Here is a 15,456-nt window from a genome sequence, read left to right as displayed (position 1 = left end):
GCTCATGCCCTCCCGTTCGAGGTCAGTGCCCGGTGAATGGATTCCGCCGCATCACGCCCTTGCGCCACGGCCGAGACGGTCAGGTCGTCGCCACCGAATATGCAGTCGCCGCCGGCCCAGACCTTGGCCAGCGAGGTGCGCCCTTCCGCATCGACCTTGATGCGCCCGGCCTCGAGCTCGATCGCAGCACCGCTGCCGTTGAGCGCAGCGGGGACGAAACTCTGTCCGATCGCCTTGAACACCTGGTCGGCAACGAGGGTCAGCGTCTCGCCGGTGCCGGCAAGACTGTCGCCGTTCATGGCGGTGTATTCAAGCTCGATGGCATTGACCTTGCCGCCTTCGGCAATCACCCGCTTCGGCTGTAGCCAGTGTCGGATGACGACGCCGTTGGCGGCCGCCAGGTCCTGCTCGAATTCGGAAGCATTCATATGTTCCTGGCCGCGCCGGTAGCAGATCGTCACCTCCTCGGCGCCAAGCAGCTTCGACTGCACCGCGGCATCGATCGCCGTCATGCCGCCGCCGATGACGACGACGCGGCGGCCGACCGGCAGGCCGGAGAGATCGCTGGCTTGGCGCAGCTCGGAGATGAACTCGACGGCGTTGGTGACGCCCACGGCGGCCTCGCCATCGGCGCGCAGCGCATTGACGCCGCCGAGCCCCATGCCCAGAAACACCGCGTCATAATTGCGGATCAGGTCGGAGAGCTGATAGTCGCGGCCGAGCGCCTTAACGTTCTGGATATCAATCCCGCCAATCGAGGTGACGTACTCGACCTCGGCTTGGGCGAAATTGTCGACGCTCTTATAAGCGGCGATGCCGTATTCGTTGAGCCCGCCCGCCTTCGCGCGCGCTTCCAGGATTGTGACGTCGTGGCCATGGCGGGCGAGCCGATGTGCGGCGGCAAGGCCGGCCGGCCCGGCGCCCACCACGGCGACCGCCTTGCCTGTCGGTGCGGCACGTGGATAAAATTGCCTGTTCTCGCTCATCGCGATATCGGTGGCATAGCGCTGCAGCCGACCGATCTGCACCGGCTTGCCTTCCGCCACTTCGCGCACGCAGACCTCCTCGCACAGCGTCTCGGTCGGGCAGACGCGGGCGCACATGCCGCCCAGAATGTTCTGGTCGAAAATGGTCTTGGCCGAGCCGATCGGATTGCCCGTGGAGATCTGGCGGATGAACAGCGGAATGTCGATCGAGGTCGGGCATGCGTTCATGCACGGCGCGTCGTAGCAGAAATAGCAGCGGTCCGCTTCGACCAGCGCCTCGTGGTGATCGAGCGGCGGATGCAGGTCGGAAAAATTGTCCGCATACTGATCGGCAGGCAGCCGGCCGCCTGCAATGCCTTCCCTGAACTGGCCTTCTGCCATCGTCAGTTCCCCTTGTTTTCGTTTTAGGGAAGGCTAGCACGTTTTATTTTTTTATCAATTGGTCAATTTTCTACATAAGCCTCTGAAAAGGCTCGAATAAAACATGATAATTTGGTTCACGTTTAATATCATAATGCGCGAATGTCGAACTTTCGAGGAAGGACGGTCCGCTAAGCGGCAGGCCGCAATCATGGCATGCCTGTCGAGCCGCAATTTTTCCTCCGCTGTCGGATTTCCGTCTCGAAGATCGTCCTATGATGGATCGAAGGACGATCGACGCAAAAGGTGAGGAGACCGACGATGCCGAAATCCCCAATGCCCTTCTTCTGGTACGAATTGATGACATCAGACCTCGACGCCGCCGAGGCGTTCTATACCAAGGTGGTCGGCTGGACCGCGCAAGCCTTCGACAAGGCTCCCGGCATGCCGCGCTACATCGTCATGAATGTCGGCGAGCGTGGCGTCGGCGGGCTGATGACGATGCCTGAGGATGCCGCCAAGATGGGCATGCCTCCCGCCTGGCTTGGCTATATCCACACCAGGGATGTCGATGCTGCCACGGCGTCGCTGCAGAAAGCCGGCGGCGCCGTTCATCGCCAGCCCGACGACATTCCGGGCGTCGGCCGCTTTGCCGTCGTCGCCGATCCGCAAGGCGCGACCTTCATGTTCCTGCAGCCGAACGGGCCCGACCAGCCGGTCGTGCCGGCCAGCACGCCGGGCCATATCGGCTGGCACGAGCTTTACACAACCGACTGGAAGGCTGCGTTCGACTTCTATTCCAGCCAGTTCGGATGGACCAATGCCGGCGATTTCGACATGGGGCCGATGGGAACCTATCAAACCTTCGCGGCCGGCCCCGAATCCGGTGGCGGCATCATGAACAAACCCGAACAGATCCCGGTGCCGGTCTGGCAGTTTTATTTCAACGTAACCGCCATCGACGCGGCGGCAAAACGGGTGACCGACAATGGCGGCAAGATCCTGATGGGCCCGATGGAGGTCCCCGGCGGCAGCTGGATCGTGCAATGCCAGGACCCGCAAGGCGCCCATTTCGCCTTGATGGCGCGCCGGACGGTAAGGGGCTCAACGTCGCACAGGAGGACGGCCTTTTGACCAAGGGATTGAAGGCCGTCCCCCAGCCTGGCGCCGAGCTATTCCGGCGTCAGCACCGCGACTTTCAGGCCTGCCTTTTTTGCACCGCTGAACTGGACGGTGGCCGGGCCGGGCGCAAGCTTGAACCGAACGCTCTTGCGAATGTCCGGACAGGTCTTGACCCCGCTGTAGCCGGCCAATTTCACGGTATGGCCGTCCTGAATGACATCGATCCAGGCTTCGCCCGACAGGCTTATCTGGATGCCCCCTTCCGGCGGCACAACCATGCTGGCGACAGCGCCGAACGTGCCAGGCGCCGGGGCACGTTCCGGCGGGAGGGCGAATTCCGCCGTCTCGGCCGGCACCAGAACCAGATCGGCGGCAGCGCCGACCGCCAGCGTCGTCCCCGACGCAGCAGAAGGAGGCGCGGCGAACAGCGCCTGCTCGCGCGTTACCGGCCATTTGAAAGCCTCGCAGCCGGCATCCTCGGCCATCGCGAAGCTGGTACCTGCAAGGATTGCGAAAAAGCTGATGACGACTTTTTTCATGGCGAGAGACCCCCAAACGATTTCAACTATCTACAAATCGATACAACCATAGGGATAGTAATGCAACCTTAGGGAGAAAATATCGACGCGTTGCGGAACGTCTCGCATCACCGATTGTTGATGTTAGGTAGCGGGAAGTGAATGGTCCATTTCAGGGCGATAATCTAGGTCGGGCCGGGAGGGCGAAAACGGAGTTTCAGATGGCGCTTTTCGAAGGCTTGGCCCGATACCAGCCACAGGCGCTCGGCGTTCTGCGCATCATGACTGCGCTGCAGTTCATCGAGCATGGCAGCCAGAAGCTGTTCAATTTCCCGGCAAGCGCCGAACCCCACGCCCTCAGCGGGTTGACGCTGACAGCCGGCATTCTCGAGTTCGCCGGCGGCATCCTGCTCGCGCTGGGGCTGTTCACCCGCCCAGTCGCCTTCCTTCTGGCCGGCGAGATGGCGATCGCCTATTTCATGGCGCACATGCCGCGCGGCTTCTTCCCGGTCAACAATGGCGGCGATTTGGCGATCTCGTTCTGCTTCATCTTCCTCTATCTGTTCTTCGCCGGCCCTGGCGCCTTTGCGCTCGACAATCGCCGCGCTGCCTGATGCGAGCCGGATGCGGATTTTTCACGCCCGCATCCGCTCCAAATTGGCGTCGAACAGCGGCACCGGCTGCATGCGTGCGGCATGGCGCTTGCCGAGGATTTCGATCTCGAAGCCTTCGCTCTCCTCGGCGATCTCCTTCGGCACGTAGCCCATGGCCACCGATTTCCTTGAATGATGCGCATAGCCGCCTGACGTCACCCAGCCACGCACCGTGCCGCCGAACCAGATCGGCTCGTCGCCGATGACATCGGCGTCGGCAGCCTCGACGATGAAGGCGCGCAGCCTGAGCCTGCCGCCCTGCTTGCGCTCTGCCAACGCCGCGGTCTTGCCTATGAAATCGGCTTCCTTGCCATAGGCGACAAAGCGATCGAGCCCTGCCTCCAGCGGTCCGTAGATCGGCCGGTATTCGCGCGCCCACGAGCCATAGTTCTTTTCCAGCCGCAGTGCGTTCAGCGCACGGGAGCCGAACAGGCCAATGCCGAACTCCTCGCCCGCCGCCATCAGCGCCTGGAACGCCGCGCGCTGATATTCCGGCGCCACCCAGATTTCATAGCCGAGATCACCGGTGTAGCTGACGCGGCCTACCAGGCACGGCGCCATGCCGATATCCATCTTGCCGATGGCGATGAAGGGAAAGGCGGCGTTCGAGACGTCCGTCCGCGTAACCTTGGCCAGCACGTCCCGCGCCTTCGGCCCGGCGACGGCAAGGCCGGTGAGTTTCGCGCCCGAAGCCTCGATGCGGACAGAACCATCCGCGGGCAGATGCTTTTCGAACCAGCGCATATGGTACTGCTCGGCAATGCCGGAACCGGCGATGAACCACTCCTCGCCGCCGAGATTGGCCAGCGTGAAATCGCCGATGAGCTTGCCGTCCTCCTTCAGCATAGGCGCCAGCGTCATGCGGCCTGGCCTCGGCAGCTTGCAGGCGAGCAGCCGGTCGAGCCATGCAGCAGCCCCCTCGCCTGTCACGCCGTATTTGGCGAAATTCGAAATCTCGGCGATGCCGACGCCCCCGCGAACGTTTGCAACCTCCCTGCCGACATGCGCGAAATCGCTCGAGCGACGCCACGAGAACTCGTCCTTGACGCCTTCGGGCGCGTACCAGAGCGGCACTTCCAGCCCATAGGACACGCCCCATTGCGCGCCCTTGGCCGACAGCAGGTCATAGACCGGCGTGGTCTTCAGCGGCCGTCCGGCGGGCAATTCCTCATTGGGGAAGCGTATCGAAAAGCGCCTGGAATAGTTCTCGCGCACCTTAGCGTTGGTGTAGGCCATCGTCGCCCAGTCGCCATAGCGCGACACGTCCATGGCCCAGATGTCGGCGCCGGGATCGCCCTCGATCATCCAGTTGGACAGCGCGAGCCCAACGCCGCCGCCCTGGCTGAAACCGGCCATGACGCCGCAGGCCACCCAGAAGCCCGGCAAACCGCGCACCGGCCCGACCAGCGGGTTGCCGTCAGGCGCGAAGGTGAAGGGTCCGTTGATGATCTGCTTGATGCCGGTGTTCTGAAAGGCCGGGAAATGCCGGAAGCCGACTTCCAGCGACGGCGCGATGCGGTCGATGTCCGGCTCCAGCAATTCATGGCCGAAATTCCACGGCGTCTGGTGCTCGGACCATGCCTTGTTGGCCTTCTCATAGGTGCCCATCAGCATGCCGCCGCGCTCCTGGCGCAAATAGAGCTCGCCGTCGAAATCGACGGCGTGGATGATCTCGGTGCCGGTCTTGGCGTTCCAGGCGGCGACCTCCGGCATGTCCTCGGTGATCAGATACATGTGCTCCATGGCCAGCACCGGCAGTTCGAGCCCGACCATGCGGCCGACCTCGCGCGCCCAAAGGCCACCGGCGTTGACGACATGCTCGGCCACGACCTCGCCCTTGTTGGTGATGACGCGCCACAGCCCGTCGGGACGCCGCACGATGTCCTCGACCTTGGTGAAGCGCTCGACCTCGGCGCCCAGCTTACGCGCAGCCTTGGCATAGGCATGGGTGACGCCGGAGGGATCGAGATGGCCGTCCTCCTTGTTGCGGACAGCGCCGACGAACTGCTTGGGGTCGAGCAGAGGCATCAGTTCGGCCGCTTCTTTCGGCGAGATTTCTTCGAGATCGATGCCGAGATAGCGACCCTTGGCGACGACGCCACGCAGCCAGTCGAGCCGTGCCTCGGTCGCCGCCAGCAGCACGCCGCCGGTCAGATGCACGCCGGTCGCCTGGCCGGAAAGCTCCTCGATCTCCTTGTAGAGGTTGATCGTGTATTTCTGCAGCTTGGCGACGTTGGGATCGCCATTGATCGTGTGCATGCCGCCGGCTGCGTGCCACGTCGAGCCTGAAGTCAGCTCGTCTCGCTCCAGAAGCACGACGTCGGTCCAGCCATGGCGGGCGAGATGGAACAGCACGGAACACCCGACAACCCCGCCGCCAATGACCACGACCTTTGCATGCGATTTCATGGGTTCTTCTCTGATATCAGTGAGTTGGATGGGCTAGATGATTCAAAACGGGACGTTCGTGGCGCATCACGGCTCGCCCGCCCCAATCGCTTCCTTGCGCTTGGTCACATAGGCCCCCAGCGCTTCGCGCACGGCGATGTCCATCGGCGGCTCGACATAGTCTTCGAGCGCCTTCTTCCACAACCGCGTGGCGCGCGCGGTTGCGTCGAGGCCGCCGGCTTCCTGCCAGGCTTCAAAATTCTGCCAGTTCGAAAGCATCGGCTGATAGAAGGCCGTCGCATAACGTTCCAGCGTGTGCGGCTCGCCGAAGAAATGGCCGCCGGTCGGCACCGCGCCCAGCGCCTCGACGGCAAGCTCGGCCTCGTCGACCACGATCGGGCGCAAAAACTCCATCATGTGCTGGATCATTTCGACGTCGATGATGAATTTCTCGAACGACGCCGTCAGCCCGCCCTCCTGCCAGCCGGCGGCGTGATAGACGAGGTTGCCGTGGCCGAGCACCGCGCCCCACAGCGCCATCAGCGTCTCGTAGGCGCCTTGCGCATCGGCGGCGTTGGAGGCCGAGCCCGGCGTTGTCCGGTAGGGCAGCCCGTAACGCCGTGCCAATTGCCCCGACGCGATGTTGGCCTTGGTGTTTTCAGGCGTGCCGAAGGCCGGCGCGCCCGACTTCATGTCGACATTGGAGGTAAAGGCGCCATACATGACCGGCGCGCCCGGACGCACAAGTTGCGTCAGGACTACGCCGAACAGTGCTTCCGCATTCTGCTGCGCGAGCGCACCCGCCAGCGTCACCGGGCTCATCGCGCCCATCAGCGTGAACGGCGTCACTGCCACAGACTGGCCGAATTCGGCCATCGTCATCAGCCCCTCGGCCATCATCTCGTCGAAACGGCGCGGCGAGTTGACCGAGATGATGGTGGCGATGCCGGGATCGTCGCGCAACTGGTCCAGCGTCAGCCCGCGCGCGATCGCCATCATCTCGATCCCGTCCAGCGCCCTGCCCCGGCCGATCGCCGAGACATGGAAGCTTTTGTCGGTCAGCGTCAGATTGGTGAAATAGGTGTCGAGATGGCGCGAATTGGCCGGCAATTCGACCGGCGCGCAGACCTGGTTGCCGAGCATGTGCACGCAGTTGAAATGCTGTGCCAGCCGGGTCAGGTCCGCATAGTCGCGCAAATTGCCGGGGCGGCGGCCCCGCGCCATGTCGTGCACATTGGGCGGCCCCGCAACGAGCGTGAAATTGATTGTGTTGCCGCCGAGATGAACGGCGTTGGCCGGATTGCGCGGTGTAAGGGAATAATTGGACCGCGTCGTCTTCAGCGCCTCGTCGACCATGCCGCGGTCAATGCGCACGTTCGCGGACGCGTGGTCCACGCTGGCACCGGCCTGCTCGAACAGCGAGAGCGCCCGCGGGCTCATCACCTCGATGCCGAAATTCTCCAATATGTGGATCGACGCCTGGTGGATCGCCTCGATCTGGTCGGGCGACAGCAAGGCCATCGGCGGATAAGGATTGGTCACCCGCCTCGCCGGCAGCTGCGGGATAGGCCCTGGTCCCCGGTTGCTGGTGCGCTCGGCGCCGCGCTTGCGTCTTGGTTCGTTCATGCCAGGCATCAAAGCCTCGGCAAACCGCGCCAGCTGTCAGAAATACGCCGTTTGCGGGCGCGATTTTAACCGAGGCGGCATTTTCGAAACATCGATTTATGAAAAGCGACAAGATATGTCGGTGATCAATATGGCATTTTTCTGAAGCGCCCGCATCGGCGGCCCGTTAACGAGGGCAGCAAGATTCCCTTTATGATTTGAGCCTATTGCTCTGCCGATGCGTAGGTCGAGTTTTAGTAAAATTGTAGCGGTTGGTATGCTGCTGGCACTTTCGGCCTGTGCGACGGCCCCCAGCCACATCAACAATGTCTGCGCCGTCTTCGACCAGAATGACGGCTGGTTCGACAATTGGCAGTCGGCCGCCGAACGCGCCGAGCAGAAATACGGCGTGCCCGTCCCCGTGCTGATGGCGACCGTGCGCAAGGAATCGGGATTCAAGAGCAACGCCCGGCCGCCACGCACCAAACTGCTCGGTTTCATCCCATGGAAGCACGTCTCGTCGGCCAACGGCTTCTCGCAGGCGCTGGACGGCACCTGGTCGCAATATCAGAGCGAAACCGGCAACTGGGCGGCGCGCCGGACCAAATTCGCCGACGCCGTCGATTTCGTCGGCTGGTACCATTCCAAGACAGCGGATACCTACGGCGTCGCCCGCAACGACACCTACAATCTCTACCTTGCCTACTATCTCGGCTGGACCGCCTATGGCCGCGGCAATCGTGGCGATTCCGGCGTCCAGAGCTATGCCCGGGCCACCGACAAGATGGCCCGCGACTATGCCGAACAGCTAAGGCAGTGCGGCAGCTAAAGGGCTCCCGCTACAACGACAGCGCCTGTCAGCGCGGCTTCCTGCCGAACACCTTGATGTATTCCGCCTCGCCGCCCTTGGCGAGCGCCTTCGCCTGCTTGACCCAGTCCTCGCGCTCGATGCGGCCCTGGAATCTCAAATGGTCGTCGACCCACTCCCGTTCGGCCTTCTTCCACGAGGCAATTTGAGCGTAGGTGAAGATACCGAGGCCATTGAGGATGGCTTCCGTCTTCGGACCCACGCCGGATATCAATTTCAAGTCGTCCGGCTTGGCAGGCTTGGAGATGCCGGCGGGTCGGTTCCTGTCGGCCGCGCCATCACGCGCCGCACCTGGTCTGGCCGCACGGCCGCTAATTGGTGCGACACGCGCATTCTCTGCCTGGCGGCCCTCGCCAAGCGTTCTCGGCGTGAAAGGCGCGGAGGTCGCGTTGGCATCGGTCGCCGCTGCACCTGTTTCGGAGACCTCGTCGCGCACCTCGTGGCGGCGGGCTCGCCACACGGCTTCTGTCTCCTCGGCGTCCTCTCCCACCGCGCTGGCTTCCGCACTGGCGGTCTTGCCATGTGGTCGGTTGGGTGGCTGACCGGCAAAGCCCGGGCCGGCCCCATGCGGCGCGTCGTCCGGCACGCCCTCATGGTCGGCATGCTGCTTGTCGAACTTGATCACCGGCTCCATCGTCGCCAGAACGTCGTCCGAGAGCCAGCACAGGCTCATGTGCCCGTCGCCCAGGTTCTTTACCGGCGGCACCTTGGTTTCGCAGAGATTATCCGGCACCAGTCTCTTGTAGCCGCAGCGCGTCTGGAATGGACAGCCTGTCGGCGGGTTCATTGCCGAGGGTATGTCGCCCTCCAGCACGATGTGCTTCTTGATCACGCTGGTGTCGGCGATCGGGATCGCCGAAAGCAGTGCCTCGGTGTACGGATGATAGGGCGGCGCGAAGATCTGGTCGGTCGTGCCTTGCTCGACGATATAGCCGAGATACATGACGACGACCCGGTCGGCGATATAGCGCACGACCGACAAATCGTGGCTGATGAACAGCATCGTCGTCTTATTCTTGCGCTGGATGTCCATCAGCAGCTCAGTCACCGCCGCCTGCACCGACACGTCGAGCGCCGAGACCGGCTCGTCGGCCACCACCACCTTGGCATCGCCGGCAAAGGCGCGCGCCACGCCGATGCGCTGCTTCTGGCCACCCGAAAGCTGGCGCGGCTTGCGGCTCTCGAAGGCGCGCGGCAGCTTCACCAGGTCAAGCAATTCCAGCATGCGCTTGCGCCGGTCGGCGACGGTCTTGCCGACGTTGAATTTTTCCAGTGTGCGGATGATCTGCGAGCCGACCGAATGGCTGGGGTTGAGCGTATCGAACGGGTTCTGGAACACCATCTGGATCGACGACACCGTGTCGACGCTGCGGCTCTCGATGCCGGTCGACTGGATTTCCTTGTTGGCGAGCGTGACCTTGCCGGAGCTCGCCGTCTCGAGCCCGAGCAGTACTTTGGCCAGCGTCGATTTTCCGCACCCGGATTCGCCGACAATGGCGACGGTTTCGGATTCGCGCGCCGTAAACGAAATCGTCTCGTTGGCCTTGACGACGCGGCCCTCGCTTGAGCCGAACACCTCACTGCCGCCAACCTTGTAGTATTTTCTCAAGTCCTCGATCTTGAGTACCGGTGCGCCGGGCACGACCTTCTCATTGACCTTTTTGGCGCCGGGCGGCAGGGCGTCCCAATCGATTTCGTTGAAGCGCACGCAGCGCGAGAAATGACCTTCATGTCCCGCGACTTCGATCATCGGGATTTCGGCGGCGTTGCAGACGCCCTCGACGAAATGGTGGCAGCGCGGACCGAAATTACAGCCCTTCGGCCTTTCATGCGGCAGGGGCAGCTGGCCGGGGATCGAGATCAGCGGCCGCGAGTTCTTGTCGGCGCCCGGCAGTGGAATCGAGCGGAAAAGGCCCTGCGTATAGGGATGGCGCATCCGGTCGAACACGTCCTTGATCTTGCCGGTCTCGACGGCCTCGCCCGAATACATCACCGTGATGCGGTCGCAGGTCTCCAGGATCAGGCCAAGATTGTGCGACACGAAGATCATCGAGGTGCCGAACTTCTCGCCCAGCCCCTTGACCAGTTCGACGATTCCCGCCTCCACCGTTACGTCGAGCGCCGTCGTCGGCTCGTCGAGGAGAAGCAGCGCCGGCTTCGACAGCAGCGCCATGGCGATGACGATGCGCTGCTGCTGGCCGCCCGAAAGCTGGTGCGGATAGGAGCGCATCATGCGTTCGGGATCGGGAAGCTTCACCGAGCGCACCATTTCGAGCGCACGTTTATAGGCCTCTTCCTTCGACACCTTGTCGTGGATCAGCGGCACTTCCATTAGCTGCTGGCCGATCTTCATCGCCGGGTTCAGGCTCGCCATCGGTTCCTGGTAAATCATGGCGATCTTGTTGCCGCGGATGCTGCGCAGCTCCTCCTCGGAGAGCTCGCCCATGTCCTTTCCCTGGAACCTGATCTTGCCGCCGACGATCTTTCCGATGTTGGAGAGATCACGCATGATGCCGAGCGACACGGTCGACTTGCCGCAGCCGGATTCGCCGACAATGCCCATCGCCTCGCCGGGCATGACCGTGCAGGAAAAATCCATCACGGCCGGTATCTCGCCTTTGCGGGTGAAGAAGGAGATCGACAGGTTCTCGATCTCGATGATCGGCCCATTGTTCGGCCTGGCCGGATTTCGAACTGCCTCGTTCATGGGTCGCTCCAATCCTTGGTTTTTCCGGGCAAGTAGGGTCGAGGACCCCGCCATCAATCCTTCATCGATTGCTCGCGCAGGGAATCGGCGAGCAGGTTTAGCCCCAGTACGAACGACATCAGCGCGATCGTCGGCGGCAGTGCCGGGTGGATAAAGGAACGCAGCAGCCGGCTGGCATCCTTGATCGCCGTGCCCCAGTCGGGACTTTCCGGCGCCAACCCGAGGCCGAAATAGCCCAGCGTGCCGAGCAGGATGGTGGTGTAGCCGATGCGCAGGCAGGCATCGACGATCAGCGGTCCGCGCGCATTGGGCAGGATCTCCCACAGCATGATGTACCATGGCGATTCACCGCGCGTCTGGGCCGCCGCCACATAGTCCCGCGTCTTGATATCCATGGTCAGGCCACGCACGATGCGGAACACGCCCGGGCTGGAGGCGAACACCACCGCCACGAAGATGTTGAGCTGGTTGGGATCGATATGCACGATCTTCAGCGGGTCGGCATCGAACACCAGGCCGGCATAGATCCAGCCGCCGACCACCAGCGTCAGTCCGAGCAGGATGTAGATCCGGTCGGAACGGTTCTTGTAGCGCGTCCAGAACAGCACGCAGAAGAAAATAATCGGGAACAGGAAGAAAACGCCGGCCAGCGCGTAGGGGATCGGCGTGTCCATGATGCCCGGCGTCACCAGGAGGTAGAACAGCAGGATAACCGGGAAGGCCAGCACGAGATTGGCCAGGAACGACAAAACGGTATCGATCTTGCCGCCATAATAGCCGGCCGGCAGGCCGAGCGTGATGCCGACCATGAGCGCGAAGCCGGTCGCCGCCGGCGCGATGATCAGGACGATCTGGCTGCCATAGACCATGCGTGAAAAGACATCGCGGGCGAGCTTGTCGCCACCGAATAGATAAGCGAGGCCCGATTGCGGTTCGATGGCTCCGGGCAGTGTATCCTTCATGATGGGAATCTGGCCGAGCGGATCGAAAGGCGAGATGGTCGAGGCGAAGATCGCCGTGAACAGCCAGAACAGGCAGATGGCCACCCCCGCTATGCCGACGCCGCTGTCGAACAGTTGGCCGTAGAGAGCCAGCTTCTTCTTGTAGAGGAAGCTTGCGCCCATGACGATGAGAAGCGCGAGCCAGACCGGCCAGAAGCGCCAGAGCACTTCGAGGACGACGGTGGAGGCGCCGATATATTGGGCTTGCATGCGCCGTCTCCCCTACTGGACCCGAATGCGCGGATTGAGGAACGCGTAGCCGACATCGGAAATGAGCTGCGTGATCAGGACGATGAACACCGAGACCAGCGAGCAGCCGAGCAAAAGGTCGATGTCGTTGTTGCCTGCGGCCTCGACCAGCGTGTAGCCGAAGCCCTGATAGCGGAACATCACCTCGACGATGACGACGCCGGTGAGCAGCCACGGAAACTGCAGCATGATCACGGTGAAGGGCGCGATCAGAGCGTTGCGCAGCGCGTGCTTGACCACCACGCTTTTGAAGGAAAGACCCTTCAGCCGGGCGGTGCGGATATATTGCTGCGTCATCACCTCGACCATCGAGGCACGCGTCATGCGCGCGATGTAGCCGATGCCGTAGATGGCCAGCGTGATCACCGGCAGCGTGAAGTTATAGAAGGTGATGCCCTGGCTTGCCGATGCGGCGGATCCGTTCAGCCAGCCAAGCCAGGAGGCGAAGATGACGGTAAAGATGACGCCCGATACATATTCGGGCGTCGCCGTCGAGGCGATCGAGGCGACCGACAGCACCCGGTCGGTGCGCGACCCCTCGCGCATGCCGGCCAGGATGCCGATCAGCAGCGAGACCGGCACCATCACCGCCAGCACACAGAACATCAGGATGCCCGTGGCGCCGAGCGCAGGGAATAGCTTGGCCCCCACCGTGGTCTTGAATTTGGTCGAGCAGCCGAAATCACCCTGGAGCACGCCGGAGAACTTCGGCTCGGCCGGATCATTGCAGAAAGAGAAGCGCTGCGCCGGCTTACCGGTCGCCGGATCGGTTACCGGCTGCTTGGGCACGACGCCGAGCCACTGGCCGTAGCGCACGAAAAAGTTCTGCCGGTAGCCGTGATTGACCAGCCAGCTTTCCAGCTGTTCGGCCGAGGTGTGCATCTCGGTCTGGCTGATCGCCAGCTTCTTCAGGTTGGGTTCCAGATTGACGAGGAAGAAGACGACCAGCGTCAGGCACAGCATCGTGAGCAGTATCGTGCCGATGCGTCTGGCGATGAATGAGAACATTGTACCCCCCTGCCGGCCGGGTTGGGGTCAGATAGGTTCAACCCTGTATCAAAAACCTTGTGACGTCACGCCGCCGCTGCATCCAATGCAACGGCGGCGATGCCGCGGGAGCGAAAGGCGCTGGCGCCCCGCTCCCGACAGGCTGTGGGTCACGCCTGATCGAGCCAGACCTTGCCGAAGTCGTGCTCGTAGGTGGGGTGCATCGAGTGGTTCTTCACCTCGGGCTTGATGTTGATGTAGAGCTTGCGCCAGTAAGGCTGGATGATGATGCCGGAATCCTGCAGCATCTGCTCGATGTCCTTCATCACCACCTTGCGCTTCTCCGCGTCGGCGATCCCGAGCGCCTCGTTGACCTTCTTGTCGAAGTCCGGATTGGCGTAGGCCGTCTCGTTCCAGGCTTCACCCGAGCGGTAGGCGATGGCGATGACCTGGATGCCAAGTGGACGCATGTTCCAGTTGGTTTCCGAGAACGGATATTTCGTCCAGTCGTTCCAGAAGGTCGAGCTCGGCAGCACGGTGCGCTTCACCTTGATGCCAGCCTCGCGCAGTTGGGCCGCGATCGCGTCCGTGGTGTTCTTGTGGTAGTCCTCGTCGTTGCTGATCAGCTCGTGTTCGAAATCGATCACGCCGGCTTCCGTCAGCATCTGCTTGGCCTTGGCGATGTCGCGCTTGATTTTGGGCAGCTCGACATATTCGGGATGGATCGGCGCGACATGGTGGTTCTCGGCCGGCGTGCCGGCATTGCCGTAGCCGAGCTGCAGCACCACCGAGTTGTCGACGGCCAGACACATCGCCTGACGCACTTTCTGGTCGCCATAAGGCTTGGCGTTGACGTTGAAGCGCGACACCACGGTGGCGGCGGTCACGACCTCGGAAGGCGGCGCGCCGACGTCTGCGATGATCTTGACGTAGTCGGCGGTCGTCTCATGGTTGGTCTGAACTTCGCCCGATTCGAAGGCCGAAACCGTTGCGGCCGGATCGGTGCCGTAATCGATGAACTCGACGCCATCGAGGAAGGCTTCGCCCTGCCACCACTTGCCGGTCTCGCGGCGCTTGTAGACGACCTTCTGGCCGACGTCGTAGGAGACGAGCTCGAACGGACCCGTACCGATCGGGCAGTTCTTGAAGTTGGCGCCCTTCTCGTCGAAGCTCTTGTGCACCACCAGTGCCGGATAATCGGTCAGGTTGGGGATGATGGCGATATCGGGTTTGGTGAGCTTCAGCTTGACGGTCATGTCGTCGACCTTGATGACCGACCCTTCGCGCAATTTCTTGGTCTTGTCATCGACGAGGCTGCCGAGACGGCCCGGCATGGAGTTGCCTTCCGCGGCCTTGTCGGCCCAGCGGGTGAAATTGTAGATCACGTCGTCGGCGGTGAACTTGTCACCATTGTTCCATTCGACGCCCGGCCGCACATGCAGCGTGTACTCGGTGGCGTCGTCATTGATGTCCCAGCTTTCCAGGAGATAGGGCGCGAATGTGTACTGGTGGGTGTATTTCACCAGCGGCTCGAGCGCCTGCCTCTCGGCATTGGAGATTTCCGACCAGTCGGCCGTGCGCGGATCCTTGGGATCCTTGACCGACATTGCCACCTTGAGCACGCCGCCTTTCTTACCCTGCACGTCCTCGGCCTTGGCCGGCGTCGGGGCGGCGAGCCCCAGAAGGCCATAGGCCATGGCCGTCGAAGCGCCGAAGACGCTGGCGAGCGCGAGGAATTCGCGGCGATCGACCTTACCCGACTTGGCCTCTTCGGCCATGGCCAGGATGTGATCCGGAACGCTATCGCCATTACTCTTGTAGATTGTCATGACTAACTCCCATTGTTGGCTTTCCGCCGATTAACATTCCGCATCCAGGCCATGATGTCAAAGACGGCATGGTTGGGAACATATTGACGAATGTGCAACTTTGGAGGGGGAGCGGTTCGCGTGATAGCGACAGTCTTGGCGCAAAATTGCTAGTGCGCGACGGATTTCCACTAAATCTCTTCA

At 62.4% G+C, this 15,456-nt stretch carries 10 protein-coding genes and 1 pseudogene; 3 read left to right on the top strand and 8 right to left on the bottom strand.

Annotated features, from left to right (window positions below; genetic code table 11):
- Positions 1 to 2: 2 nt before the first annotated feature.
- Positions 3 to 1,367, bottom strand: a complete 1,365-nt coding sequence (locus tag LB547_RS00100; protein ID WP_140761272.1) for an NAD(P)-dependent oxidoreductase — start codon at positions 1,365 to 1,367, stop codon at positions 3 to 5.
- A gap of 300 nt (positions 1,368 to 1,667) precedes the next feature.
- Between LB547_RS00100 and LB547_RS00095 the strand changes: the two genes are divergently transcribed.
- Positions 1,668 to 2,480, top strand: a complete 813-nt coding sequence (locus LB547_RS00095) for a VOC family protein (protein WP_140761275.1) — start codon at positions 1,668 to 1,670, stop codon at positions 2,478 to 2,480.
- Between the two features lie 38 nt (positions 2,481 to 2,518).
- Here the strand turns inward: LB547_RS00095 and LB547_RS00090 are convergent, their stop codons facing one another.
- Positions 2,519 to 3,007, bottom strand: a complete 489-nt coding sequence (locus LB547_RS00090; RefSeq protein WP_140495103.1) for a hypothetical protein — start codon at positions 3,005 to 3,007, stop codon at positions 2,519 to 2,521.
- 200 nt (positions 3,008 to 3,207) lie between these two features.
- Here LB547_RS00090 and LB547_RS00085 point away from each other — a divergent pair, with 200 nt between their 5' ends.
- On the top strand, positions 3,208 to 3,600 hold the full coding sequence (locus tag LB547_RS00085; protein WP_140516674.1) for a DoxX family protein: 393 nt from the start codon (positions 3,208 to 3,210) through the stop codon (positions 3,598 to 3,600).
- Between the two features lie 21 nt (positions 3,601 to 3,621).
- Here the strand turns inward: LB547_RS00085 and LB547_RS00080 are convergent, their stop codons facing one another.
- Together LB547_RS00080 and LB547_RS00075 are read right to left on the bottom strand one after the other, a co-directional pair.
- A complete protein-coding gene (locus LB547_RS00080) occupies positions 3,622 to 6,048 on the bottom strand; it encodes a GcvT family protein (RefSeq protein WP_140495099.1) in 2,427 nt (808 codons plus the stop codon).
- A gap of 66 nt (positions 6,049 to 6,114) precedes the next feature.
- The gene (locus LB547_RS00075; protein WP_140761278.1) at positions 6,115 to 7,653 is read right to left on the bottom strand and encodes a trimethylamine methyltransferase family protein; all 1,539 of its coding nucleotides are present in this window, start codon (positions 7,651 to 7,653) and stop codon (positions 6,115 to 6,117) included.
- 217 nt (positions 7,654 to 7,870) lie between these two features.
- On the opposite strand from LB547_RS00075, the gene LB547_RS00070 reads away from it, so the two are divergent.
- Positions 7,871 to 8,461, top strand: coding sequence for a transglycosylase SLT domain-containing protein (locus tag LB547_RS00070; RefSeq protein WP_140761281.1), 591 nt, complete (start codon positions 7,871 to 7,873; stop codon positions 8,459 to 8,461).
- A gap of 442 nt (positions 8,462 to 8,903) precedes the next feature.
- Here the strand turns inward: LB547_RS00070 and LB547_RS00065 are convergent.
- The 4 genes and pseudogenes from LB547_RS00065 to LB547_RS00050 form a co-directional block, all read right to left on the bottom strand.
- A pseudogene (locus LB547_RS00065) lies at positions 8,904 to 11,207 on the bottom strand (dipeptide ABC transporter ATP-binding protein); the annotation flags it as partial.
- A 53-nt stretch (positions 11,208 to 11,260) separates the two neighbouring features.
- The gene (locus LB547_RS00060; RefSeq protein ID WP_140495091.1) at positions 11,261 to 12,418 is read right to left on the bottom strand and encodes an ABC transporter permease; all 1,158 of its coding nucleotides are present in this window, start codon (positions 12,416 to 12,418) and stop codon (positions 11,261 to 11,263) included.
- A gap of 12 nt (positions 12,419 to 12,430) precedes the next feature.
- Positions 12,431 to 13,465: an ABC transporter permease gene (locus tag LB547_RS00055; RefSeq protein WP_140521245.1), complete on the bottom strand. Its 1,035-nt coding sequence runs from the start codon at positions 13,463 to 13,465 to the stop codon at positions 12,431 to 12,433.
- Between the two features lie 149 nt (positions 13,466 to 13,614).
- Positions 13,615 to 15,273, bottom strand: a complete 1,659-nt coding sequence (locus LB547_RS00050; RefSeq protein WP_140495085.1) for an ABC transporter substrate-binding protein — start codon at positions 15,271 to 15,273, stop codon at positions 13,615 to 13,617.
- Positions 15,274 to 15,456: the final 183 nt, after the last annotated feature.

It is taken from the genome of Mesorhizobium sp. B264B1B (assembly GCF_020165765.1).
Classification (GTDB): domain Bacteria; phylum Pseudomonadota; class Alphaproteobacteria; order Rhizobiales; family Rhizobiaceae; genus Mesorhizobium.
Note: the sequence above shows the minus strand (reverse complement) of the source record. Positions and strands in the feature narration are given on the sequence as shown.

What these genes read in the sequence shown, in the direction of transcription:
- LB547_RS00100 (WP_140761272.1), bottom strand. Translation starts at nt 1,367, where the DNA reads ATGGCAGAAGGCCAGTTCAGGGAAGGCATTGCAGGCGGCCGGCTGCCT.
- LB547_RS00095 (WP_140761275.1), top strand. Translation starts at nt 1,668, where the DNA reads ATGCCGAAATCCCCAATGCCCTTCTTCTGGTACGAATTGATGACATCA.
- LB547_RS00090 (WP_140495103.1), bottom strand. Translation starts at nt 3,007, where the DNA reads ATGAAAAAAGTCGTCATCAGCTTTTTCGCAATCCTTGCAGGTACCAGC.
- LB547_RS00085 (WP_140516674.1), top strand. Translation starts at nt 3,208, where the DNA reads ATGGCGCTTTTCGAAGGCTTGGCCCGATACCAGCCACAGGCGCTCGGC.
- LB547_RS00080 (WP_140495099.1), bottom strand. Translation starts at nt 6,048, where the DNA reads ATGAAATCGCATGCAAAGGTCGTGGTCATTGGCGGCGGGGTTGTCGGG.
- LB547_RS00075 (WP_140761278.1), bottom strand. Translation starts at nt 7,653, where the DNA reads ATGAACGAACCAAGACGCAAGCGCGGCGCCGAGCGCACCAGCAACCGG.
- LB547_RS00070 (WP_140761281.1), top strand. Translation starts at nt 7,871, where the DNA reads ATGCGTAGGTCGAGTTTTAGTAAAATTGTAGCGGTTGGTATGCTGCTG.
- LB547_RS00060 (WP_140495091.1), bottom strand. Translation starts at nt 12,418, where the DNA reads ATGCAAGCCCAATATATCGGCGCCTCCACCGTCGTCCTCGAAGTGCTC.
- LB547_RS00055 (WP_140521245.1), bottom strand. Translation starts at nt 13,465, where the DNA reads ATGTTCTCATTCATCGCCAGACGCATCGGCACGATACTGCTCACGATG.
- LB547_RS00050 (WP_140495085.1), bottom strand. Translation starts at nt 15,273, where the DNA reads ATGACAATCTACAAGAGTAATGGCGATAGCGTTCCGGATCACATCCTG.